This window comes from Cyclonatronum proteinivorum, assembly GCF_003353065.1.
Lineage (GTDB): Bacteria > Bacteroidota > Rhodothermia > Balneolales > Cyclonatronaceae > Cyclonatronum > Cyclonatronum proteinivorum.
This window is the reverse complement of record NZ_CP027806.1, coordinates 482,065-503,846: the sequence shown is the minus strand read 5'-3', so window position 1 is coordinate 503,846 and position 21,782 is coordinate 482,065. Positions and strand designations below refer to the sequence as shown.

Below are 21,782 nucleotides of genomic sequence, written 5' to 3'. Positions count from 1 at the left end.
AACTTCACCTTCCACAAAAACAAAGACATAGACTACATGAAAGCGCTTTTTTAGATTACTAAAGCGCTTTTTCGATATTGCAAAAATATTTTAACGATAATCTTATTTTTACGGACAACACCAAAAACCCTATAGGGCGCAAAGCTTTATCTCGCTCGGTTTGGAAATGCGCGTTCATTCGGGGATGGGATTAATGCATTCGGGTCGGAATTTGGTTGTGTGCTTATTCCAACTTCCGATGGGCGACCACAAGGGTGCGCCCCTACGATACCACCGGATGCGGGATACACCAAAATGCGCGATTCGGCCTGGATGCCTTAATAACCAGACTATAAACCTGGTCGGAAATGCGCATTAATGCCGGGATGGGCGCTTCAGGCATTCGGGTTGGAATTTGGGTGTGTGCGTATTCCGACCTCCGAGGCGGCGACCACAAGGGTACGCCCCTACGATACGCCCGGATGCGGGAAATGCCTGAAATGCCGGGGGCAGGCTTTTCCCGCCTGCTCTTTCGCTAATGGTTTGGCCTGCCTACGGTTCGTAGCCCAAATTCGGGGCGAGCCAGCGTTCGCAGCTTTCGGGGGAGGTGCCTTTGCGGGCGGCGTAGTCTTCGATCTGATCGCGTTGTATGCGTCCTACGCGGAAGTAGGCCGATTCGGGGTGGGCGAGGTAGAAGCCGCTGACTGAGGCCGCGGGGTACATCGCGAAGGATTCGGTGAGGCTGATGCCCGTGGTTTCGGGCACGAGCAGCAGGTCGAAGAGGGTCTGTTTTTCGGTATGATCAGGGCAGGCGGGGTAGCCCGGCGCCGGACGTATGCCGCGGTAGTGCTCGCGGATGAGCTCGTCGTTGGTGAGGTTTTCCTCCGGGGCGTATCCCCAGATTTCACGGCGGACACGCTCGTGCAGGTACTCGGCAAGGGCCTCGGCGAGCCGGTCGGCTACGGCTTTAATCATGATGGATTTGTAATCGTCGTTCTCGCGGGCGCATTGTTCGAGCAGGGTTTCGATGCCGATGCCGGTAGTGACCGCGAAGGCGCCGAAGTAGTCGGGCAGCCCGGTTTCTTTGGGTGCGATGAAATCCGCGAGGGAGCGGTTGGGCTGACCCGCGCGCTTCTGGGTTTGCTGCCGGAGCATGCGGAATACGGCCCGGACTTCAGTGCGGTTCTCGTCGCTGTAAATCTCGACATCCTCGCCCACCGCGTTGGCCGGGAAAATGCCCATTACCGCTTTCGCGGTCAGGCTTTTGTCGCGGATGATTTCATCAAGCAGCGCATTGGCGTCCTGAAACAGCAGCCGTGCCTGTTCGCCTACAATTTCATCCTCGAGAATTGCGGGGTATTTGCCCGCGAGCTGCCAGGTGATGAAAAAGGGCGTCCAGTCAATGTAGGGGCGCAGTTCGGCAAGGTCCACATCTTCGAAAACCTGAATCCCGGTTTTGTTGGGTTTGGCCAGATCTTCAGCTTTCCAGTTAATGGGGGTCCGGTTGGCGACGGCTGCGGCAAAGCTGCGGTAGCTTTCGCGCTCGCCCTTGTTGCGGTGCCCCTCGGCCAGGGTTTCGTACTCGCTGCGGACTTCCGACGCGAAGCCCTCACGCATGCTTTCGGTGGTAAGTTTGCCCACGACCGGTACGCTTCGGGAGGCGTCAAGCACGTGAATGACCGGGCCGGAGTAGTGCGGGGCAATTTTCACAGCGGTGTGAATGCGGGAAGTCGTCGCGCCACCGATCAGCAGCGGAATCTTCATACCGAGGCGCTCCATCTCTTTGGCCACGTGCACCATTTCATCGAGCGAAGGCGTGATGAGTCCGCTCAGGCCGATCACGTCCACTTGTTGCCGCTGTGCTTCTTCCAGAATTTTTTCGGCAGGCACCATCACCCCGAGATCAATCACTTCAAAGTTATTGCAGGCAAGCACGACGCCCACGATGTTTTTGCCGATGTCGTGCACATCACCTTTCACCGTTGCAAGCAGCACCTTGGCTTTGGCCGTTGAAGTCTGCGCCTGACGCTGCGCCTCTTCGATGTACGGAATAAGTACGGCTACCGATTTCTTCATCACGCGGGCGCTTTTCACGACCTGCGGGAGAAACATCTTGCCTTCGCCAAAAAGATCGCCGACCACGTTCATGCCGTCCATCAGCGGACCTTCAATCACCTGAAGCGGCTCCGGGTATTTAAGGCGTGCTTCCTCGGTGTCGTCTTCCACAAAATCCACGATGCCTTTGAGCAGGGCGTACTGCAGGCGCTCTTCCACGCTTTTCTCGCGCCATTCCAGGGTTTTGACCTCCTTCTGTTTGCCGTTGGACACAAAATTCTCGGCGAAAGTCACGAGCCGCTCGGTCGCGTCCGGATGACGGTTCAGGAGCACGTCCTCCACATGCGTGAGCAGGTCCTGCGGGATGTCGTCGTACACTTCGAGCATGCCCGCGTTCACGATGCCCATATCGAGACCCGCACGGATTGCGTGAAACAGGAAAGCCGAGTGCATGGCTTCGCGCACGGGATTGTTGCCGCGGAAGGAAAACGAAATGTTGCTGATGCCGCCGCTCACTTTCGCATGCGGCAGGTTTTCTTTGATCCACTTTGTCGCCCGGATAAAATCGAGGGCATAGGAGTTGTGCTCTTCAATGCCGGTAGCAACGGTCAGCACGTTGGGGTCGAAAATGATATCCTGCGGCGGAAAGCCGACTTCATCCACCAAAATGCGGTAGGCGCGGGCGCAGACTTCAATTTTGCGCTCGTACACATCGGCCTGACCCTGCTCATCGAAGGCCATCACAACCACCGCCGCACCGTATTTCATGATTTCGCGGGCCTGTGCTTTGAAGGCTTCCTCGCCTTCTTTCAGGCTGATGGAGTTGACCACGCACTTGCCCTGCGTGCTTTCGAGTCCGGCCTTCAGCACGCTCCACTTCGAGGAATCAATCATCACCGGCACGCGGGAAATATCCGGCTCGGCGGCGAGCAGGTTCAGGAAGCGCCGCATGAGGGCCTCGGAATCGAGCATGCCCTCATCCATATTGATGTCAATAATCTGCGCACCGTTCTCCACTTGCTGACGCGCCACGGATAGGGCTTCGTCGAGATTGTCCTCTTTGATGAGACGCGCAAAACGGGGTGAGCCGGTCACGTTGGTGCGCTCGCCTATGTTCACAAAATTGGTCTCAGGCGTGATGACAAGCGGCTCGAGTCCCGAAAGCGAAAGCAGGCGTGTCGGACGCGGCAGTTCGCGGGGTTTCGCCTGTGCCGCCTGTCGCGCCACAGCAGCAATGTGCTCGGGCGTCGTACCGCAACAGCCGCCGACCAAGTTCAGAAAACCATCATTTAAATAGTCGCGAATCGCATTCCCGAAGTACTCGGCAGATTCATCATACTCCCCGAACTCGTTGGGCAGCCCCGCATTCGGGTACAGGCTCGTGCACACATGCGAAACCCTGGAAAGCTCCTGAATAAACGGACGCATTTGTTTGGAGCCAAGCGCGCAGTTCAGGCCGATGGAAATCAGGTTGGGCGTGTGCATAAGAGACGTCCAGAACGCGCGGGTCGTCTGCCCGGAAAGCGTGCGTCCGCTTTGATCAACAATGGTCCCGGAAATCATCACCGGCAGCTGCATGCCGGTATGCTGCGCGTGTTGCTGAATGGCGTAGAGCGCAGCTTTGGCGTTGAGCGTATCGAAAATGGTCTCAACCAGCAGGATGTCAGCGCCGCCTTCCACCAAACCCTCGATTTGCTCATAATAGGCCGCGCTGAGTTCCTCAAAGGTCACGGCGCGGTAGCCGGGGTCGTTTACATCCGGTGACATCGAGAGCGTGCGGTTGGTCGGCCCCATCGCACCGGCCACAAAACGCGGCTTATCGGGATTTTGCGCGGTAAAGGCATCGGCAGCTTCACGGGCAAGACGGGCTGAGGCCACGTTCAGCTCATGCGTGAAGGCCTCCTGTTGATAATCCGCCAGCGAAATGCGGTTCGAGCTAAAAGTATTGGTCTCAATGATATCCGCACCGGCTTCCAGAAAAGCCTCATGAATCCCCCTGATGATATCCGGCCGGGTAATGCTCAACAGGTCGTTATTGCCTTTCAGGTTCACCGGCCAGTCCTGAAAACGGGTCCCGCGAAAATCTTCTTCCTCGAGATTGTGCTTCTGAATCATGGTTCCCATCGCGCCGTCGAGCACCAGCACGCGCGTGCGCAGCAGGTTTTTCAGGGTTTCAGTTTTGGCAGGTGCAATAGTGTTATCAGACATAATTTTTAGTGATTTCCGGCAAGATATCAGGTGAAGACCACCCGCTTAAAACAGCAGGCGTAACAGCAAACAACGGCCTGCAATTCAGCAGCGACCGCTGCAATATTTTCGACAGGGAAGTGCTACCTCAGGGTAAGCCTGAGACCGGCAATCCCGCCATTTCTGTCTTGTGTTTTTTTTGGGAAAACTCCGTGAACATCAGGAGTTGGGGTGTCAGCTCCCGAGCCCCCAAACCTAAGATAAAGCCCTTGCTTTTTTTATTCGGGCTTTACCGCTCTATACGTTCGGCGACCAACCCGGGCGTGCTCCGGATCTTTTCATCCGGCAGGTTTCAGCAAATTGCCAAACCGTGTGCAGTAAAAATAAAAAAGGTTGCACTCCGGAAGGAATACAACCTTTTTACTCACTACAACTACAACTACAACACGTCACAAAAAATGCGGGGGCGGCAGTAACTGCAAAAAAACAGGTAGAGATCAGGCGCGGTTGGCAGAAATGAAATCATTGATTTTATCTGCATCAACGATTGCTTCCTTAAATTTCGCGGAGCCCTGTTGGGATTTATGTGCGATGATGACTTTCGCCATTTTGCGCTGTGCCATTTTAGCGGCAAGCACTTTTTCACCGAATGATTGCTTCTTAGCCATTGTAAATAACCTTTCGGGTTAAAAATGAATTACTTATTTGATTTCTTTGTGCACAGTGTGCTTGCGCAGAACAGGATTGTACTTCTTCAGTTCCATACGACCGGTGGTCGTTCTGCGGTTTTTAGTGGTAACATAGCGGGAAGTACCGGGCTTTTCGGTGCATTCCAGAATAACCTGAATACGGTTGCCTTTTGCTTTTGCCATAATGCAGCTCCTTTATCGAATTAGATTTTGTTAAGTAATCCGTTCTTCTTCAGCACGGCGTAAATTCCATTCTTGTTGATGGTGCGAAGGGTTTTGGAGCTAACCTTCAGCGTTACCCAGCGGTCTTCTTCCGGAATGTAGAACTTTCTTTTCTGAAGGTTAAGATGGAAAAGACGCTTGGTCTTATTGTTCGCCTTCGATGAACGGTAGCCGTTCATGGCTTTAGACCCTGTAATATCGTCTCTGCGTGACATGGGATTTCTTTTTTGGGATGGAGATATACTTGGTTAAAAAGGAAGCTTTGCAGCAGCACAACGAATCTGATATACCTGTGCGCTGCAAAGCTTCCTGTTTTTATACAGATTGCAAAAATAAGGGGAAATGAAATCAAAACCAATTTTATTTCAAAGCTTGCGGGTGTGCCTTATTTTGGACCCATCACGCCGGCGGGCACAGCAAACAGGCGCTCCGATCCGGCATCCCAACCTGACCTTTAGTACCATACCATACTATTCTCATGGAAACAGAAAACCCAACGCTGCCCGGTAACCCGGAACTGCCCTCCTCACAAGAAGAACTTCAGTCCCTCGCCGCCCTCGACACCGGCACCTACCGCTACTCTGTAGAAGACTACTTCCGAAAGCCCGCCCTCTCGGCCTTTAAACTCTCCCCCGGCGGCACCTGGATCGCCTACCGCGAGCGCGACGAACACGGTCGCCGCCCAATCTTCGTCCGGCACTTCGAAACCGGTGAAGTCCGGAAAGTGCTCGATGAAGGCGACGAGCTGATTGACGGCTACCTGTGGGTCACCGACGACCGCCTCCTCTACGTGCAGGACAAAAGCGGGGACGAAAACCATCAGCTCTACGGCATCAATGTGGACGGCACCGGCTTTCAGGCGCTCACCCCTTTCGACGGGGTGAAGGTAATGCTGCTCAATCAGCTCAAGGAAGATCCGGAACACATCATCATACAGATGAACAAGGAAAACCCGCAGCTGTTCGAGCCCTACAAGATCAATGTCAACACCGGCGCCCTCGAAAAGCTGTACACCAACGACAACCCGATGTCGCCGGTGATGGGCTATCAGTTCGACAAAGACGGCCGGCTGCGGGCGCTCACCCGTCAGGAAAACGGGGTTGAATACGTGCTGCTTTATCGTAAAGATGAAGACGCGCCTTTTGAAGAAGTCGTGCGCACCGGCTGGCAGGACAGCTTCGGACTACTGGGATTCGACTATACCTCCGATAACCCGCACCTCGCCTACGTAAGCTCCAATCTCGAAAGTGACACCGAAGAGCTCATCCGCTACGACCTTGCGACCCGCACCAAAACCGAGACCCTGTTCCGGCACGAAACCTACGATGCCGGTGGCCTCACAACGTCCCGCAAGCGCGGCTTCGAGATCGACTTCTATTATTATACCGGTGAAAAAGACATCATCATCCCCGTGAGTGAGACCTTCACGCGCCTTCACAGCATTTTTACCGCGTATTTTCAGGGGATGGAATTCAGCGTTGCCGGGCGCACGGATGATGAATCCCGCTACCTGCTGTATGCCGGCAGCGACCGCAACTACGGCGCCTACTACCTGTACGACACCGCCTCCGACAGCTTCGAAAAAATCGCGGAGATGATGCCGCACCTCAATCCGGCTGACATGGCGGAGATGCGTCCGGTGCAGTTTAAAAGCCGCGACGGACTCACCCTGCACGGCTACCTCACCCTGCCCGCCGAAGCTTCCGAAGGAAAAGTGCCGCTGATCGTGAATCCGCACGGCGGCCCGTATGGTCCGCGGGACGAGTGGGGCTTCAACCCCGAGGCGCAGCTTTTTGCAAGCCGCGGCTATGCGACCCTGCAAATCAACTACCGCGGCTCCGGCGGATACGGCAAGAAGTTCTACCTCGCCGGCAGCAAGCAAATTGGTCGCCGCATGCTCGATGACCTGGAAGATGGCGTTGCTTTCGCCCTCGAAAACTTTAGCATCGACCCGCAGCGTGTTGCGATTTACGGCGGCAGTTACGGCGGACTCGCCGCACTCGGCTCCCTCGTCAAAACCCCGGAGCTGTACTGCTGCGCCGTAGATTACGTGGGCGTATCCAACCTCTTCACCTTCTACGAATCCTTCCCGCCGTACTGGAAACCCTTCATGGGTCAGCTCCGCGCACAGTGGTACGATTTTGAAGATGAAACCGATCAGGAAATTATGAAACAGGTTTCCCCGGCCCTGAACACAGAGAAAATTACGCGTCCGGTGTATGTGGTACAGGGCGCGAATGATCCGCGGGTGAACATCAACGAGTCCGATCAGATGGTCGCCAACCTGCGTGCACGCAGTTTCCACGTGCCTTATATGGTGAAGTACAACGAAGGGCACGGCTTTCAGCACGAAGAGAACCGCATCGAACTCTATAAAACGATGTTAGGCTTTTTTGCGCGCCATTTGCGAAACTGATTAGCGGGTCGTGTTTTGAATTACGCACGCCTCACCCTATAAAAGCCCCTGAAATGTTCTTCCTGCATGCAAGCTGACAGCAGGAATGCGCACTTCATGGGCCTCATAAATTTCCCCCGATCAGCACTTGCCAATTAAATTAATCCGGATACTGTCATGCTGAAGAATCTTGCAGCATTTTTCCTGGGACTTTTTGCAGCCTTACTGCTGGCAGAGGTGTTGCTGCGGGTATGGAGTCCCGTTGAAATCCGGGTGAGGGGCGACCGTATTCTGCTGCCTTATCATGCGGTTTATGAGTTCCGGCAGGCAGAAGTACCCGGCCTCGATACGCAGATCAGGCATACCAAAAACAGCTTAGGCTTCAGAGGCCCTGAACCCGATGCGCTTCCGCAGGATGTGCCGCGTATCATCACCGTGGGGGGAAGCACTACGGAGGGCTTCTACCTCTCTGATGGCAGGGACTGGCCCGCCGTTATGGCTTCTTCTCTTGAAGCCGCGGGGCATGAAGTCTGGGTCAACAATGCTGCAATGGACGGTCACTCAACCATCGGGCACCTCGTTCTCCTTGAAGACTACCTGCTGTCCCTGCAGCCTGATTTTATTCTCGTGAAAGCGGGTCTGAACGATATTGGCAGAAGTGACAGCCATGAGCGCCGTATCCGATCCGGACTTCGGTTTTCATCGCCCGCTGACTTCATCAGATCAGCTTCTTACTACAGCGAAACGGTCGCGACACTACTGCATCTGTATCGGATGTATCTTGCGGGCGATGCCGGGATCAGGCATCAGTTTTTAGATCTCAAGCAACAGCCCGTACTGGATGCCATTGACAGGGAGGAAGCTGACCGGGCAGTTGCCTGGCATGCTCATTACTTTACCGATGCATACCGGACGCGCCTCAGCCGCTTTGTGGAAATGTCCCTTGAGTCAGGCATTACGCCGGTTTTGATTACGCAGGCCATATTGGCCGGAGCAGGCACTGACCCGGTAACCGGGGTTGATTTGGCAAAACTCTTGTACAGGGGAGGAAGCGGGTATCAGCTGTGGCGTGTGCTCGAGTTGTACAACGACGTAACCCGTGAAGTTGCTGATGCCTATGACATTCCCCTGATTGATTTAGCCGGTACCATGGAAAAATCGTCTGAGTATTTTTATGATATGTTCCATTTTTCAAATGCCGGCGCTGCAGTAGCCGGGACTATTATCGCCAACGGTATGTCAGAGGTGCTGACAGATACAGCAGCGCTGCAACAGCAGTCCGGTACCGCCTTACCCTGATTGCGGTTTTAATCGGTTTCGTCTTCAAAGCCAGGGCTTACAAATTCAGAGAGAAATCATACCGCATGATGCTCCGGAAACATCTCCCGGAGCTTCATGCGGATTATTTTATTTTCCCTCGCTACATTCCGTCCAGAAACTGCTCAATGAATGCTGTGTGCGCTATTTTTGCGTCGTACAGCAAGCGGCTGCGTTCACGTACATCATCCGTAACGCTTTCCCAGTCCGAGGCGCGTTCGAAAGCACTTCCTTTGCGGTAGATGTTACCCGCAGCGGTGACGAACATGCCGGCCGCTGAAATACCAGTCATTTGATCTTTTACGCTGCCATTTTCATAGGAGAGCTGCTTTACAACGCGGCCTTCAGGCATCATGTGGTCCAGGGCGCCCTGCAGCAGCATGTCGCTTAATGCTCCAACACGCCGCGGAATGTCAGGCTGATGTTCCCCGATAAAACCTGAGGTACCTTCAAGTTCACGATCCCATGAAAAACCGCCGCCGATGTGGTTCATGAACTGAAAGGTGTGATACGGCTCGGTATAGGTTGCGGCGGCAACCGGTCCGTCAGCGGTGAAGGAAATCCGCTGCGGAAAGCCCCAGGGTTTGGCAAGGGCTTCGGCATGTTCAAACAAAATGACCGAGCGGTCGAACAACTGACGTGCCGCGAACATGGTTTCGGTGCCTTGCCCAAACATATAGAGCGCTTCGTACAGTGCTTTGTGGCCGCGAATCATGGCGCCAAGGGCATCAATGCTCCATGCGGCATCCATCATATCATCCTGAAACACATAAATCTGCCGTTCGGAATCCCAGGCAGCGTCGAGATAGGCCGCTACTTCCAGAGCGATGTCCGCCATCTCTTCCTTGGTGAACTGCATCCAGCCGGTGAGCCGGGCTTCATCTACCATGCCCATGTTGTCCTCCCCGTCGGGCTTGGCCCAGATCACCCACGAGTAGATATGCCCGTGAATGCCGCCAAGGGCGTAGCTCATGCTGCGGTAATCGATACGGCCGTCATCATCAAAAAAGGCACCGTCGCGGTAATGGTTCTGCAGCAGGTAGCGGCCGGGTGAAACAAGGTAGTTTAGCGGCTGAAAGTACAGTGCCTGCTCGATAGCTTCATCGGAAAAGCGGCCGCCCCGGTGATGCATGTGATAGGCGTAAACGAGATGCGGGTACACTGAAAGATCTGTTTTTTGCGCCGGGACAAAGCCATCATCCTGCCGGGTAAAGTACGGGGTGAAGCGTCCGCTGCTGTTAAAAAAGGAATCGGTGAGCTGCACCAGGTCAAGCCACTGCTGCGCCCGAGGATTGGATTGTTCTGCCAGTTCAGGTCGGTAATTTTCGTTTGCAAGCTCGGAGCTTCGCGAATTGCCGGCAGTCATGAAAATTGCGTGTAAGGCATTGCTGTAATCTTCCAGATAAATCCGGTCATTTCTGAAATAAGGCGTGCCATCGTTATATGCAGCGGCTGGTATAAGCACTTCAGGACCGGGAACCGGCTCCGGGGCTTCCTCAGATGCACATGAAGCAAAAAAGGGAAGCATCAGCACGATGGCTGCAAGCGCGTATCCGCAAAACGGGAGTCGGGGAGCGTTTAAGGTTTTCATAGCGGCTTTGTGTTATTTTTGAAGGAAATAAAGCGATTAAAGCTCAAGCTGATCAGGATCTATTTCACCCAGCGCGTTAAACACATGGTTCGGTCGGTAGGGGAATAAATCCAGGTCTTCCAGCTTGCTGTAACCGGAGAGCACCAGCACGGTTTGTACGCCTGCCTGTACCCCGGCCAGAATATCGGTATGCATGTTGTCGCCAATAATGAGAGAATTTTCACTGTGCGCTTTCATACTGTCGAGGGCAGCACGCAGCATAAAGGCGCTAGGCTTGCCGATGTAGAGCGGCTTCTTCCCGCTGATGCGCTCAATGGGCGCACACAGCGCTCCGCAAGCCGGTGAACCGCCGGGACCCGCTACATCAGGATTGGTCGCGATAAAGCGCGCCCCGTTTTTGACAAAATAAGAAGCCTTGCGGATCATCTCCCAATTGTAGGAGCGCGTCTCTCCTACCACGACCACATCCGGATCAATATCCGTTACCGTGAAGCCGATTTTGTACAGCTCATGCGTGAGGGCGCCCTCGCCGATCACGTAGGCTTTCTTGCCGTTTTGCTTGGAAAGAAAGGCCGCGGTAGCCATGGCCGAGTTGAAGAATTTTTCCACGGGAATGTCAACCCCGGCAGCGCGGAGCCGGTTTTGGAGGTCAGCCGGCGTTTGGGACGGGTAATTGGTGATGAAGCGGAAATCAATGCCGCGCTCCATGATGGTATGCAGGAAACGGTCGGCGCCGGGAATGAGGTCGTTGTCATGAAGTACAACGCCATCCATATCAAGTAAGAGATGCGATTTCAAACAGCCTGGGATTTTTTGAAATGAGATACGTTGGGTTGAAAAAGAAAAAGGATGACGACACCCGAACCGGATGCCCGTCACCCCGAATCAGCATAAAGTATTAGCGGTTGCGGCCGTATTTCTCGTGACTTGACACCCAGTCAAGCGATGAAATGGCGGCACCAAGGGAAAGCTCGCCTGCAAGGGCTACACCTGCAATAATTTCAGCAAGTTTCTTCGCTTTGTTGCGCCCGTAGCAATCCATGATTTCGAGACACTCGCGCTGCGTTGCGAGTCCGGTACCGCCGCCATAGCTTGCTACAATCAGTGACGGGATGGTGAGCGAAATGTACAGGTCGCCTTCGGGAGTCAGCTCGGAGTACAGGATACCGGCAGAGGATTCCGAGACATTTGCCACATCCTGACCAAGTGCGATGAACATGGCCGTGATGGCGTTTGGCGAGTGCGCCCCATTGTTGTTGGCGCCGCTGATGAAGGCTCCGATGGTCGATACGCCGTTGTGATAGTACAGGCTCTCCGGCTCCACGCGCAGGGTCTCGATCAGCACGTTCCGTTTAATAACGGCTTCCGCAGTTACCCGCTTGCCGCGCGTGCGCATCACATTAACCTGCGACGCTTTTTTATCGGTCGCAAAGTTGGATTCCAGATAGAAGCGGGTCTTGCCGGGATAGGCGTCGAGAATCCACGAACAGGCCGCAAACGTTGCCCGGCCTACCATGTTTTGCCCGGCGGCATCGCCCGTCGCAAAGTTGAAGCGCAGGTAGGCAAACTTATTCGAGAGATAAGAATCAATATAGAGCAGCTTTGCGACGCTCGATGTTGCCTCAGATTCCTCGCGTATACGCGCCATGTTGGCCGGCTGATTGATCCAGTCCACAAAATCACGGGCATCACGGGCATTGTCAAAAATGTAAACCGGCGCGCGCTGCATGCAGTCAACCGAAACCGTACACTTCACGCCCCCGGAAAGGTTCACGGCTTTGATGCCGCGGTTGTAGGAGGCCACGAGCGTACCTTCCGTTGTCGCAAGCGGCACGATAAATTCACCCTGCGCATGCTCGCCGTTTACCTGAATCGGTCCGGCAAACCCAAGCGGAATCTGCGCGACACCGGTGAAGGCTTCACAGTTTCCCTGCGTCGTTTCAGGATCGATAGAATAGTGCGGGATGTGCTTCAGTTTGGTGCCGCTGTACTGCTCCACAAATTCCTGACGGGCCTTAATCGCTTCAGGACTATAGTCGTTTTTCTTATCAAGCGGGATGCGTACCCGCTGCTCGGACACCTCGCCAAGGGCGTCTTCCACCTGAACGCTCAGCTTGCCGACTTTCTCCGTGAGGAAATTGAACCGGACTTCATGCTTGCCCTTTTCAAGGGGCTCAGCTTCTACATGAAACACAACCGTATCGCGCAGTTTCAGATCAATGTTGTTCTCAGCGGTCACTTCCCGAATGGGCAGCTTGCGTCCGTCCATCAGTTCAACCGTCACTTTGGCGGCTTCATATTCGTGACCGTCAACTACGATGCCATATACCCCGAGCACATTGGCGTCGCTCAGGCGGTTTTTGGCTTCAAACCGGAAACCGGTTTTGGTGTTCATCAGGCTGCCGTAGGTGTATAGTTTGCGCAGCAAAAGGCTTGGTATTTTAAACATAAGAAGGGTTCATTAAGGGTGTAAAGGTCGAATTCAAAAAAGGATAGTATTGCGCCTAAAGGTGATAAAACAAGCTTTTAAGATGCTGATTATTTTGGTGAATAGCTACTCTGACAGCGTTAACAAACCAGCCGGCCCGCATATTTGCAAAGGAATTTTCATATTCGCCGGGCGAAGCTTATCAGGTCTGAAGAAGGGCAAGCTTGCGAAAAAAGCGTGACGCTATGCGGGTGAGATTATCTGCGGATGTTTCCGGGCCTGACTCCGCATTTGCATAAGCCCCGGTTTGGTCGGTATAGGGATGCGTGCTATTTTTGCGCTGCATAACCTTTGCCGTATTGTCAACCATGCAGGTTGATGGCGTACTTACTCCCTATATCTGAACCGAAATCAGCCTTTTGCCCATGAGCTTCAAGATGCCGCACACCCTCACCCTGCTCTTTTTTCTGATGGTCGCTGCACTCGCCGCCACCTGGATCATCCCGCAGGGTTCGTTTCAGACCGAGCTAAACGAGGCCGGGCGCGAGGTCGTCATGCCGGGAACCTACGAAACGAGCGAGCGCGTATTCCTGAGCCCGATGAACCTGTTCACCGGTATTCCGCGGGCTTTCGCAGCGGCACAGGATATCATCTTCTTTCTCTTCATTATCGGCGGGGTGCTTGCCATCATCCGCAAAACCGGCACCATCGATGCCCTGCTGGGCAGGCTGCTCGAAAACCTCGGCGATAAGCCGCAGCTCATGATTTTCACCGTCATATTCGTGTTTGCGGTAGCCTCGAGCGCCATGGGGGCCTCCGGGGAATACATCCCCTTTATTCTCATTCTCGTGGCCCTGTGCCGGGCAATGAACCTCGACGCCATGACCGCCGTCGGTATTGTGGTGGCAGGCTACGGCATCGGCTACGGAACCGCGGCTTTCAATCAGTATACGGTTGTGGTAGCACAGGGCGTGGCAGACCTGCCGACCTACTCCGGATGGCAGCTCCGTGCCGGGATATTGCTGCCCTTTGTGGCCATAGGTGCCCATCACGTATGGTCCTACGCCCGTAAAGTACAGCTTGACCCGTCCGCCAGTCTCATGCAGGGCATCAAAGTGCCGGAAGGCGGTGCACCGCCGAAATCCTACCCCGACCTGACCGTGAGTCACATCCTCATCCTGATTTCCTTTTTTGCAGCCCTCGGCACCGCAGTCTGGGGCATCGCAACACGGGGCTGGTACCTCACTGAGCTGGGCGCAGCTTTTGTGATTCTCGGTATCGTAACCGCCCTCATCGGGCGCATCGGCCCGAGTGTGACCGCCAAAGAATTTGTTGGCGGTGCCATGAACCTCACCGAAACAGCCCTGCTTGTCGGCGTAGCCCGCGGCATTGCCCTCATGATGGAAGACGGCCAAATTCTGCACACCATCGTGCACTACCTGTCGATTCCGCTCTCGGTAGTAGGTCCGGAAATCGCAGGTGTCGGCATGATGATCATGCAGACCCTTCTGAATCTTTTTGTACCCTCGGGCAGCGGTCAGGCCTTTGTAACCATGCCCCTCATGGCGCCGCTGAGCGACCTCCTCGGTATTTCACGACAGGTCGCCGTGCTCGCCTTCCTCTTCGGCGACGGCTTTGCCAACATGCTCGTGCCCACCAACGCCGTACTGATGGGCATCCTCGGGATGGCCGGTGTCCCCTATGACCGCTGGTTCCGCTTCTGCTTCCCGCTGCTGCTCAAACTCCTTGGTGCCGGTGCAGTAGTGATCATCCTTGCCATTGTATTCGGATATTCGTGAGCCGCGCTATTCCGAAACAATCACCTTAAACTCGCGGCACAGCTGCTTCCGGCTTTGTGTTTTTTTGGGGAAAACTCCGTGAACATCAGGGGGCCCGTGCCATTTTGCAAGCCCCCAAACCTGCGGTGAACACCTTGCTTTTTGGGCTGGGATACCGCTATGAAATCCGGCAACCCGCCCATAGTTGGGTAATTCGTGTTCAATGCTCGTGCGCAAAAAGCCCCAACGGGCCGACATACTATCGGTGCCTGAGAATGATGTTGTATCTTGTTCCAGTATTGGAAGTATGCCGCCCCTTCAGGGCTCTTTTTGGATGTGTTCCGTTGTCACAGGGTTGGCACCCTGTGCTTGGGTATGTCGCCCTTTCGGGGCTTTTTTGTTTATGAGTGAGAATGGCAAGGGCGATAAAGCCAAACAGAATCTTTTGATTTATGAGCTATTATCGTGACCAAACCCGTCGTGCCCTGTAGGGGCACCCTGGAGTTTGGCTAAGTTCTGATGCTAATCATGGCCGATAAAGCCGGGTTTAGCAGTTTTAGGTGGTTCTGCTTTCGGTACCTTTTGTTCATGAAGCCGTCAAAACTCACCCCTATGGCTTTGCTGTAGTATTCCGCCCTGAAGCGGTTACAAATGTCTCCTGTCGTCCACCTGCTGTTTTCTTTCTCGGGGTACCACTTGGCACGTTGCAGCATTTGGACCGGTGGATCATTCTGCCTGCTGCAGTGTTCAGCGGCAAGCAGTAACAGACTGTACACCGCTGTAACAAACTTAGGTACACCTTCGGCGGAGTGCTGGTTGCGCACCTGTGCCTGCCCGCAGCCCATCAGGGTTTTCTGCTCTCGAAAGTTGACTTCAATCTCCCAGCGCCAAACATAAGCCTGAAGCAGGGTTTGCAGCGGTAACTTCAGGTCATTGGTTATCAGAAAGGCGGGTTTACGGTACAACAGGTTCGCCCCTTTAGCCAAGCGGTACCCAAGAGGACTGATAATAATAAGCTTGAGTAGCTGGTGCCCGCCCGCAGGCTTCCACTTAACGTTTTCTACTACCTTTAATTTAAACTCGTGCTCCTTGCCTGCCGCGAAAGCTTTGACCTTCTGCCAGCTTACCTGATCACTGGTACGAATCTGGTCCGGAGTTAACTTAGGCTCCCCGTACAAGCGCCGCCGCCCTGTGTCAGGCTGGTCAGCAGGTGGATCATAGATTTTAGCGTCTTTGCGGACCCTGCCGATGAAGGTTGTATGCGCCGGCAAGTTTTGGATTACTTCGCGATTGGTATACCCCCCATCAAAACTTACAAGCAGGTGACGTGAGGCTGATCCCAACTCGTTGAGGCGCTGGCGCAATGAACCCACCAGCTTTGCGCCAACACAGCTTATCCTGCTTTTCTTTTTAGCTTCTTTGTAAGCGTCCTTTTGCAGCTGATCCGCATTACGGCCGGGTTTAACCGGCATGGGCGCATGGACAAAACTCACCGGTATACTCCGTGCCTGACAAAGCTGCGAAGAGGCCGGGCAGGCGATACTGGCCTGTACAAAGCGCTGTGCCCAGATAAAATTGGTGTGGAAAGCGGGTCCAAGCGGGTCTCGCTGCCATTTCGCACCATGTACTTTGCGTCCTGTTTTTTTCAGCAGGGTATCGTCGATATGGGCAATGACCGGAGCGTTGTCAGGCGCCAGGCTGACATCCAGCAGGTCCTGCGGGTCAAAGCGCTGCTTGCTGAACATCCGGTAAGCGGCCGTCCAGTCACAGAACTGGTTGCCGCTACCGCTCAGCATGCCTGTGAGCGTGCGCTTACCGCCACAATTAACCAGACCGTAGGCAAGATCGTGTACCAGTCTTTGCATTTTGGGCGTCAGTTTACTGTGAGTGGATTCGTGGAGCAGGCTGTCAAACTGGCTTGTCAGCGCGTTTGAGGCAGTTTTTTTTTAAGGCTGCTGACGAGTTTGGCGTCGCGCTTAAGAACCATATGCTGCTGGTCATCGATGATCCATTCGATGGTTTCGCCTTTTTGGAATTCCATAGCTTCAGCCACGGCGGCAGGCATATTGACATACCACTGCTGGCTGGCTTTGCGGTCGATGCGTTGAATTTTGGTAGGATAGCCCATATGCGGTAGGATTTAAGAATAATCTAGTGATATAACTAGAAAATAATATCCTAAAAAATCCGGTCATATGCATCATAGACCGGGATTTTTTTACGAAAAACTCAAAAATACAAGCAAAAGCCAAACTCCAGCGTGCCCTGTAGGGGCACTCTGTGGGTAGAAACCGGGAAACGCCCCAAATATCAGCGTGCCGTAGGTACGCTCTGTGCGTTCAGGTGCATGTCACGAATCCGATTTATTCAAACGAAATCCGTTCGGGTGTCTCCGACGGACCCATCATGCCTGCGGCATTCCCATATTATTGGGGGAGCGTGCGATTTTTTTACCCACAGGGCGTCCCTACAGGACGGTTTTATAAAAGGCAGTTGGCTACCTATCCGGCTAATATTTTGATCCAGCCGGATAACAGAAGGCCCGCGGCTTACGCCATTTCCTGACTTTTCACCGGATTGTCACCGCGGCTGTTTCCGGGAGAAGGCTGCGATTCCGGAGCCGCGGAAGATAATATCCCGAGCCGGTTCAGCTCGGTCACGATCATTTCGGTCATATCGCTTTTAAACAGGAACTCGTAGCGGATGTCGAGCACGTAGGCCTTCACCCGAAGCTTAATGAACAAGCCCCGGTTGTTGAGCTCATTCAGGGCAATTACAGCAACCGGCTTATTCATGTATAAATAGGGGGATGAAAACACGGCCCGACGGGCAACATCTTTGGCGAGCATCACATCCGCAGTTGCCGGTATGAAAATTTCGGCCACAACCTGACAGTCGAGTGCGCTTGAGTTGGCGTTTGATACTGCGCGGTTCATCAGTTCACCGTTGGGAATGGCTACGGTGTTATCGTCCGGGGTCTCAATCAGACAGCTTCGCAGGCCGATGCTCTTCACCTCCCCGTAGTGTTCCCCTACCTGAATTTTATCCCCGACCTGAAACGGGCGGTCAAGGATGATCATAATGCCTCCGAAAATGTTTCGCAGAATATCCTGCGAGGCAAAGCCCACCGCAATACCAAAGGAAGCCGTGAGCGCAATCACGGTCTCGAAGGGCGGACTGATGACCCCGGCAATTACAATGTAAATGGCAAAAGTCCAGATCGCGATGCGCGTAACCGGGGTGAGCCGCTTGATAAACAACCGGTAATTGGTTGCACGCTCGGCGAGGTTATCCAGGATGCGGATCAGGAAGCCGTTTACGAACCATGCCCCGACCAGCAGCAGCACGGAAAACAAAATTTTGGGGAAAGACACCAGGTTTCTGAGCTGACTCACCTCTTCTTCCAGCGCTTCCTCAACCGGTGCTTCATCACGCTCATCCGCATCTGCATCTGTCTGCGCCTCAATAATTACCAGGGTGTCTGGCAATACGGGCTGAAGATCAGCTTCAAACTCAATTTGTGCTGCCGGGGGCTCCTCCGGCTGAACAGCTGTTTGCAGAGAGGCTTGCTGAGCAGCAACCGGCCCTGCTATGAAATCTGCTGTGAAAAACAGCGTCAGCGTCAGCAGCATCCTAATCAGTAGACCGGCAGGAATAAAAGTTTTCATAGGAAACTTAATGAAGGATGTTTTTTCCGGCCAGCAGGCGGGTCACCTGCCGGTACACAAGGTGATTGATGGTGTAGCCCTGACTTACCTTAACTACGAGGCCTTTGGCAGCGAGGCGCCCGAGCATCAGGCGGGCCCCGGATAGCGGCTGATGCAGGGCTAGCGCCAGCTGTTCCGGGGTAAGCACATCATGCCGGATGAGCGCCGCAAGCGTAAACTGCACCTCCCGCGATGGCGACTCCAGCGCATCAATGTCGGCAACTTCTATAGGGGAAAGGGTGATGGTACTTGCATCCGCTTTGGAAATGGAATTCACCCAGAAAATCATGGCTACGCTAAAATTGCCGTCGGCCATTTCCGCCAGACTTTCGAAATACTGATCCTGAAGGTACTGCTGAAGGGCTTTTTTATCGCCCAGCAGTTTGCGATACGCGCGGGATTTGGTGATTTCAGGCGAGGGTAAAAAAGCTGCGTCAAAACCTGTAGCCCGGTGCCTGAGCATGATTCCCTGCTGAATGTCCCTGCCCGAAAGACGGTCAACATGCAGCACTTGCGAAAAAAACTGCTCCGCACTAAACATGCGGCTAAAAAAGAACCATGCATCCCGGCTGCAGGCTGCCACCCAAAACACTTGTGAGGAGGTCAGGGAAAGCAGTTCCCAAAACTGACTGATGGCACCATAGCCGTTGATATTGCGCAGATACAGGTTTTGAACCCCCTCAAAAACAATCACCCGCCGGATGCTGCTGCGCTCAAATTTAGCGACGAGTTCACCGAGGGAATCGGTTTCCGAAAAGCCGGCGGCCCGTGAAATGAGCCGCAGCATGGGACCCGGTTCGTATATCGTTTCCGACAAGTCGATATGGACAACCTGTGTTTTAAGCCGCTCCGACTGCTTAAAAAAATGAATGAGGGTGCTTTTCCCGCTCCCCTTTTGCCCCACAACAGCCATGCTCCAGGGGATGCCTTTGCGCCACTGTTCGTACCCCGTTACCAGGTGCCCGATATTACCCGGCGCATCAAGGTAAAAGCGCTGCTCAATCAGCAGCGACCGGCGAAACAGCCGCTGATAAATAAAGGGAAGCTTTTCATCATTCGACTTATTTCGGATCAGGTATTCCGTAAGATTCAGCCGCTCCCGGGCACTTTCCGCATGGACCGGCTCAAATCCGAGAAAACGGGCAACGGGAGCGTAGTACCCGGCAAACTTCATGCGCGCATAGCGAAAAGCGATCGCGAATGTATCACCGGCACGTGCGGCAAACCGCTGTGCGCGTTCCTGCCAGTTCAGGGCGCCTTCCTGCACAAGAATGGCCTTGTCCTGCAGCTCCAGCGCACTGTAGTCGCGATCGCGCATGAGCTGCTCCAAACGCCTGAGGACCGACGAGCTCCCCTTTTTTACGAGCTGTTCGTAGCTGTCCTGCTTTTCGCGAATGGCCACAATGCTGCTTTCAAGCGCGTTAATGGCACGCTGCAGCCCGGTTTGCGCGATTTCCGCGGGATCGGCCTCCCCTTTTTCAGTGATGGCATAAACCGCTGCCTGCAGATTGGTTTCCGCAATACCGGCAGCCTCCTCCATAGCAAGCCGCTGTTTATCCAGAAAGGGGCCGAGCTGCTGCGCCGCGGGATCGAGCGGACGAAAAGCCTTGCTTTGCAAAAAGCGGGTGGAAAGAGCCCGCCATTTCAGGCGGTCGGTTTTGATCAGCGGCTCCGGAAAACGCAGGCTGCGGGACTCCGCGAGTACAAGTTCCTCCCCAAAACGCTGCACATACAAACTCGCCTCCGTGATGAGCTGCCGGATTTGTCCGGTCAGTTTTTCCAGCACTTCATGCTGTGCCGCTTCCTGAGGGATGCCGCTTTCGAAAGCCTCTTTGGCCTCAAGCTGCACCTGCTCAATGCGGCTTTTGAGCTTTGGTCTGCTCAACTCCTCGTCCAGCAATTCGCGCTGCGCACGCAACAGGCTGATGCTCTTTTCCGCCGGCACATAGCAGTTGTCCCGAAAAAAGGCATGCGTAAGCTCACGCAGCTTTTCCCCAAGCTGATTCATCTCCTTTTCAAGCCCGGAAAGACTGAGCTGAACCCCGTAATCAGCGATTACGGTAGCAAAACACAGCTGCCATTTTGCAGAATTGGCCGCCGCAGCTTTTGCGGCGGCGGCACGCTGCTGCTGTACCCGGTGCGAACCAAAACGGCTCTCCGGAAGCTCAATCGTGCCCGCCTTTCGAGCAAGACCGATGGCTTTATCGGGCAAAGCGCGCAGCACAGGGTGATTTTCGGTAGTCAGGCCACATAATGCTTCCAGCCGGTTCAGCGCAGCGGTGATGCGCTCCGCCTGTGCTGCAGCCGGCATTTTCAGGAAAAAGGCAAAATCTTTTTTTGATGAAGACGAAGTACTGTCGGTCTTCGGCGGGGCTGCTTTATCCCCTTCATTTTGTGCAGACGCCGTTTCCGCTTCCCTAACCGCGGACGCCGGTGTATTGCCTTTACTTTGGGAGGATTCCGATTCGTCGACATGCTGTTCGTCAAGCAGGAGCGTAGCAAATATGCGGGTTAATTCACAGCAGGCAAAGGCAACCGTATCCCGAAAAACGGTTTCTTGCGCGAGCAGCACGTACCGCCCAATCCGGCGGAGCGGAACCGATTGGTGAAAGTGGTAGTCCGGTACCGGTTCGGTTTTCTGGTTGCGGAAGGTCCAAAACTGTTTAGCTGTGGCGTAAGCAACACGTTTTATGGCTTTGGCTGAGCGGATATAGGCTGAGTCGCCTGTTGTCGCCTGAAAGCGTTCATCGCCCTGCACACAAACAAGCTGTTCGGGGAGCGCTTCAACTGCCGGTTCGACTTCTTCCTGCCACAGTGCAGCGGCCTTCGCAATCAGCTCGCTGGATGCGACTTCTGACAGACTTTCGAACAGGCCTTCGAGCACAACCCGGATGAGACGTTTCCGTTCAGCTTCGTCTCCCCGAACACGGAGCTGCTGCTGCCGCGCTGACCGAAGTACTTCCTGAAAAGGTGCCGTTAGTTTGCCGTGAAAGCGATGTAAGCTATCACGCAAGGCTTCGTCAAAAAAGGCACTTAAATGCGTCTCAGGAATGTCGTACGCTACCGGATCAGGCCGGGACAGGGGCTTGGAATCATTTTCAGGCATGGGCGGCGTCGTGGGCAGTTATATCCGATAGCGGGATTACAAGTAAGGAGAATCAGTAAGATCAGCACGAAAATACAAAAATTACGCGCTTGAAAGACCGGTAAAACGGATTGCCCCGGCGGCGGCTAACGGCTACCTACTACCTGCTGATCCGGGTTTTCGCGAACCTAAAAAAAAGCAAGGGATCGGGTTTTGGTTCGGGAGCTCAGAATCTGTCGCCCAAACTCCTGATGTTCACGGTGTTTTCCCCAAAAAAAAGAAAGCCCGACATGACCATGTTGAGCGGTCAGGCTGAGCGGTTTGTGTCAGCTTTTGTTGGCGCTGATGA

At 54.2% G+C, this 21,782-nt stretch carries 16 protein-coding genes; 4 read left to right on the top strand and 12 right to left on the bottom strand.

Annotated features, from left to right (window positions below):
- Window positions 1–347 precede the first annotated feature (347 nt).
- A complete protein-coding gene (locus tag CYPRO_RS16490) occupies window positions 348–518 on the top strand; it encodes a hypothetical protein (RefSeq protein ID WP_164682446.1) in 171 nt (56 codons plus the stop codon).
- Window positions 519–531: 13 nt separating this feature from the next.
- Here the strand turns inward: CYPRO_RS16490 and metH are convergent, their stop codons facing one another.
- The 4 genes from metH to rpmB form a co-directional block, all read right to left on the bottom strand.
- Window positions 532–4,242 carry a methionine synthase gene (gene metH, locus CYPRO_RS01885; protein WP_114982982.1) on the bottom strand — a complete coding sequence of 1,237 codons (3,711 nt, stop codon included), beginning with the start codon at window positions 4,240–4,242 and terminating at the stop codon, window positions 532–534.
- Between the two features lie 476 nt (window positions 4,243–4,718).
- A complete protein-coding gene (locus tag CYPRO_RS01875; protein ID WP_114982980.1) occupies window positions 4,719–4,889 on the bottom strand; it encodes a DUF4295 family protein in 171 nt (56 codons plus the stop codon).
- Between the two features lie 33 nt (window positions 4,890–4,922).
- On the bottom strand, window positions 4,923–5,096 hold the full coding sequence (gene rpmG, locus CYPRO_RS01870; protein ID WP_164682893.1) for a 50S ribosomal protein L33: 174 nt from the start codon (window positions 5,094–5,096) through the stop codon (window positions 4,923–4,925).
- Window positions 5,097–5,113: 17 nt separating this feature from the next.
- Window positions 5,114–5,347, bottom strand: a complete 234-nt coding sequence (gene rpmB / locus CYPRO_RS01865; RefSeq protein WP_114982976.1) for a 50S ribosomal protein L28 — start codon at window positions 5,345–5,347, stop codon at window positions 5,114–5,116.
- 263 nt (window positions 5,348–5,610) lie between these two features.
- Here rpmB and CYPRO_RS01860 point away from each other — a divergent pair, with 263 nt between their 5' ends.
- Window positions 5,611–7,548 carry an alpha/beta hydrolase family protein gene (locus tag CYPRO_RS01860; RefSeq protein WP_114982974.1) on the top strand — a complete coding sequence of 646 codons (1,938 nt, stop codon included), beginning with the start codon at window positions 5,611–5,613 and terminating at the stop codon, window positions 7,546–7,548.
- A gap of 156 nt (window positions 7,549–7,704) precedes the next feature.
- On the top strand, window positions 7,705–8,826 hold the full coding sequence (locus CYPRO_RS01855; protein ID WP_114982972.1) for an SGNH/GDSL hydrolase family protein: 1,122 nt from the start codon (window positions 7,705–7,707) through the stop codon (window positions 8,824–8,826).
- Between the two features lie 121 nt (window positions 8,827–8,947).
- On the opposite strand, the gene CYPRO_RS01850 is transcribed toward CYPRO_RS01855, so the two are convergent.
- The 4 genes from CYPRO_RS01850 to CYPRO_RS16485 form a co-directional block, all read right to left on the bottom strand.
- Window positions 8,948–10,435, bottom strand: coding sequence for a hypothetical protein (locus tag CYPRO_RS01850; protein WP_114982970.1), 1,488 nt, complete (start codon window positions 10,433–10,435; stop codon window positions 8,948–8,950).
- Between the two features lie 36 nt (window positions 10,436–10,471).
- Entirely contained in the window at window positions 10,472–11,233 is a 762-nt protein-coding gene (locus CYPRO_RS01845) for an HAD-IIA family hydrolase (protein ID WP_270049191.1), read from the bottom strand.
- 100 nt (window positions 11,234–11,333) lie between these two features.
- On the bottom strand, window positions 11,334–12,884 hold the full coding sequence (locus CYPRO_RS01840; protein WP_114982965.1) for a hydroxymethylglutaryl-CoA reductase: 1,551 nt from the start codon (window positions 12,882–12,884) through the stop codon (window positions 11,334–11,336).
- A 181-nt stretch (window positions 12,885–13,065) separates the two neighbouring features.
- A complete protein-coding gene (locus tag CYPRO_RS16485; protein WP_164682444.1) occupies window positions 13,066–13,209 on the bottom strand; it encodes a hypothetical protein in 144 nt (47 codons plus the stop codon).
- Between the two features lie 73 nt (window positions 13,210–13,282).
- Here CYPRO_RS16485 and CYPRO_RS01835 point away from each other — a divergent pair, with 73 nt between their 5' ends.
- Window positions 13,283–14,662, top strand: a complete 1,380-nt coding sequence (locus CYPRO_RS01835; RefSeq protein ID WP_114982963.1) for a YfcC family protein — start codon at window positions 13,283–13,285, stop codon at window positions 14,660–14,662.
- 488 nt (window positions 14,663–15,150) lie between these two features.
- Here CYPRO_RS01835 and CYPRO_RS01825 read toward each other — a convergent pair whose 3' ends face one another.
- From CYPRO_RS01825 to CYPRO_RS01810, 4 genes are all read right to left on the bottom strand, one after another.
- Complete coding sequence (locus tag CYPRO_RS01825) at window positions 15,151–16,506, bottom strand: transposase (protein ID WP_114982838.1); 1,356 nt, start codon at window positions 16,504–16,506, stop codon at window positions 15,151–15,153.
- 56 nt (window positions 16,507–16,562) lie between these two features.
- A complete protein-coding gene (locus tag CYPRO_RS01820) occupies window positions 16,563–16,769 on the bottom strand; it encodes a hypothetical protein (RefSeq protein WP_114982764.1) in 207 nt (68 codons plus the stop codon).
- 421 nt (window positions 16,770–17,190) lie between these two features.
- Window positions 17,191–18,309 carry a mechanosensitive ion channel family protein gene (locus CYPRO_RS01815; RefSeq protein WP_114982959.1) on the bottom strand — a complete coding sequence of 373 codons (1,119 nt, stop codon included), beginning with the start codon at window positions 18,307–18,309 and terminating at the stop codon, window positions 17,191–17,193.
- A gap of 7 nt (window positions 18,310–18,316) precedes the next feature.
- On the bottom strand, window positions 18,317–21,454 hold the full coding sequence (locus CYPRO_RS01810) for a coiled-coil domain-containing protein (protein ID WP_114982957.1): 3,138 nt from the start codon (window positions 21,452–21,454) through the stop codon (window positions 18,317–18,319).
- Window positions 21,455–21,782 lie beyond the last annotated feature (328 nt).

Bases quoted from the DNA above. Each gene is read 5' to 3' on its own strand.
- CYPRO_RS16490 (WP_164682446.1), top strand. From the start codon at position 348: ATGCGCATTAATGCCGGGATGGGCGCTTCAGGCATTCGGGTTGGAATT.
- metH (WP_114982982.1), bottom strand. From the start codon at position 4,242: ATGTCTGATAACACTATTGCACCTGCCAAAACTGAAACCCTGAAAAAC.
- CYPRO_RS01875 (WP_114982980.1), bottom strand. From the start codon at position 4,889: ATGGCTAAGAAGCAATCATTCGGTGAAAAAGTGCTTGCCGCTAAAATG.
- rpmB (WP_114982976.1), bottom strand. From the start codon at position 5,347: ATGTCACGCAGAGACGATATTACAGGGTCTAAAGCCATGAACGGCTAC.
- CYPRO_RS01860 (WP_114982974.1), top strand. From the start codon at position 5,611: ATGGAAACAGAAAACCCAACGCTGCCCGGTAACCCGGAACTGCCCTCC.
- CYPRO_RS01855 (WP_114982972.1), top strand. From the start codon at position 7,705: ATGCTGAAGAATCTTGCAGCATTTTTCCTGGGACTTTTTGCAGCCTTA.
- CYPRO_RS01850 (WP_114982970.1), bottom strand. From the start codon at position 10,435: ATGAAAACCTTAAACGCTCCCCGACTCCCGTTTTGCGGATACGCGCTT.
- CYPRO_RS01840 (WP_114982965.1), bottom strand. From the start codon at position 12,884: ATGTTTAAAATACCAAGCCTTTTGCTGCGCAAACTATACACCTACGGC.
- CYPRO_RS16485 (WP_164682444.1), bottom strand. From the start codon at position 13,209: ATGCAGCGCAAAAATAGCACGCATCCCTATACCGACCAAACCGGGGCT.
- CYPRO_RS01825 (WP_114982838.1), bottom strand. From the start codon at position 16,506: ATGCAAAGACTGGTACACGATCTTGCCTACGGTCTGGTTAATTGTGGC.
- CYPRO_RS01820 (WP_114982764.1), bottom strand. From the start codon at position 16,769: ATGGGCTATCCTACCAAAATTCAACGCATCGACCGCAAAGCCAGCCAG.
- CYPRO_RS01815 (WP_114982959.1), bottom strand. From the start codon at position 18,309: ATGAAAACTTTTATTCCTGCCGGTCTACTGATTAGGATGCTGCTGACG.
- CYPRO_RS01810 (WP_114982957.1), bottom strand. From the start codon at position 21,454: ATGCCTGAAAATGATTCCAAGCCCCTGTCCCGGCCTGATCCGGTAGCG.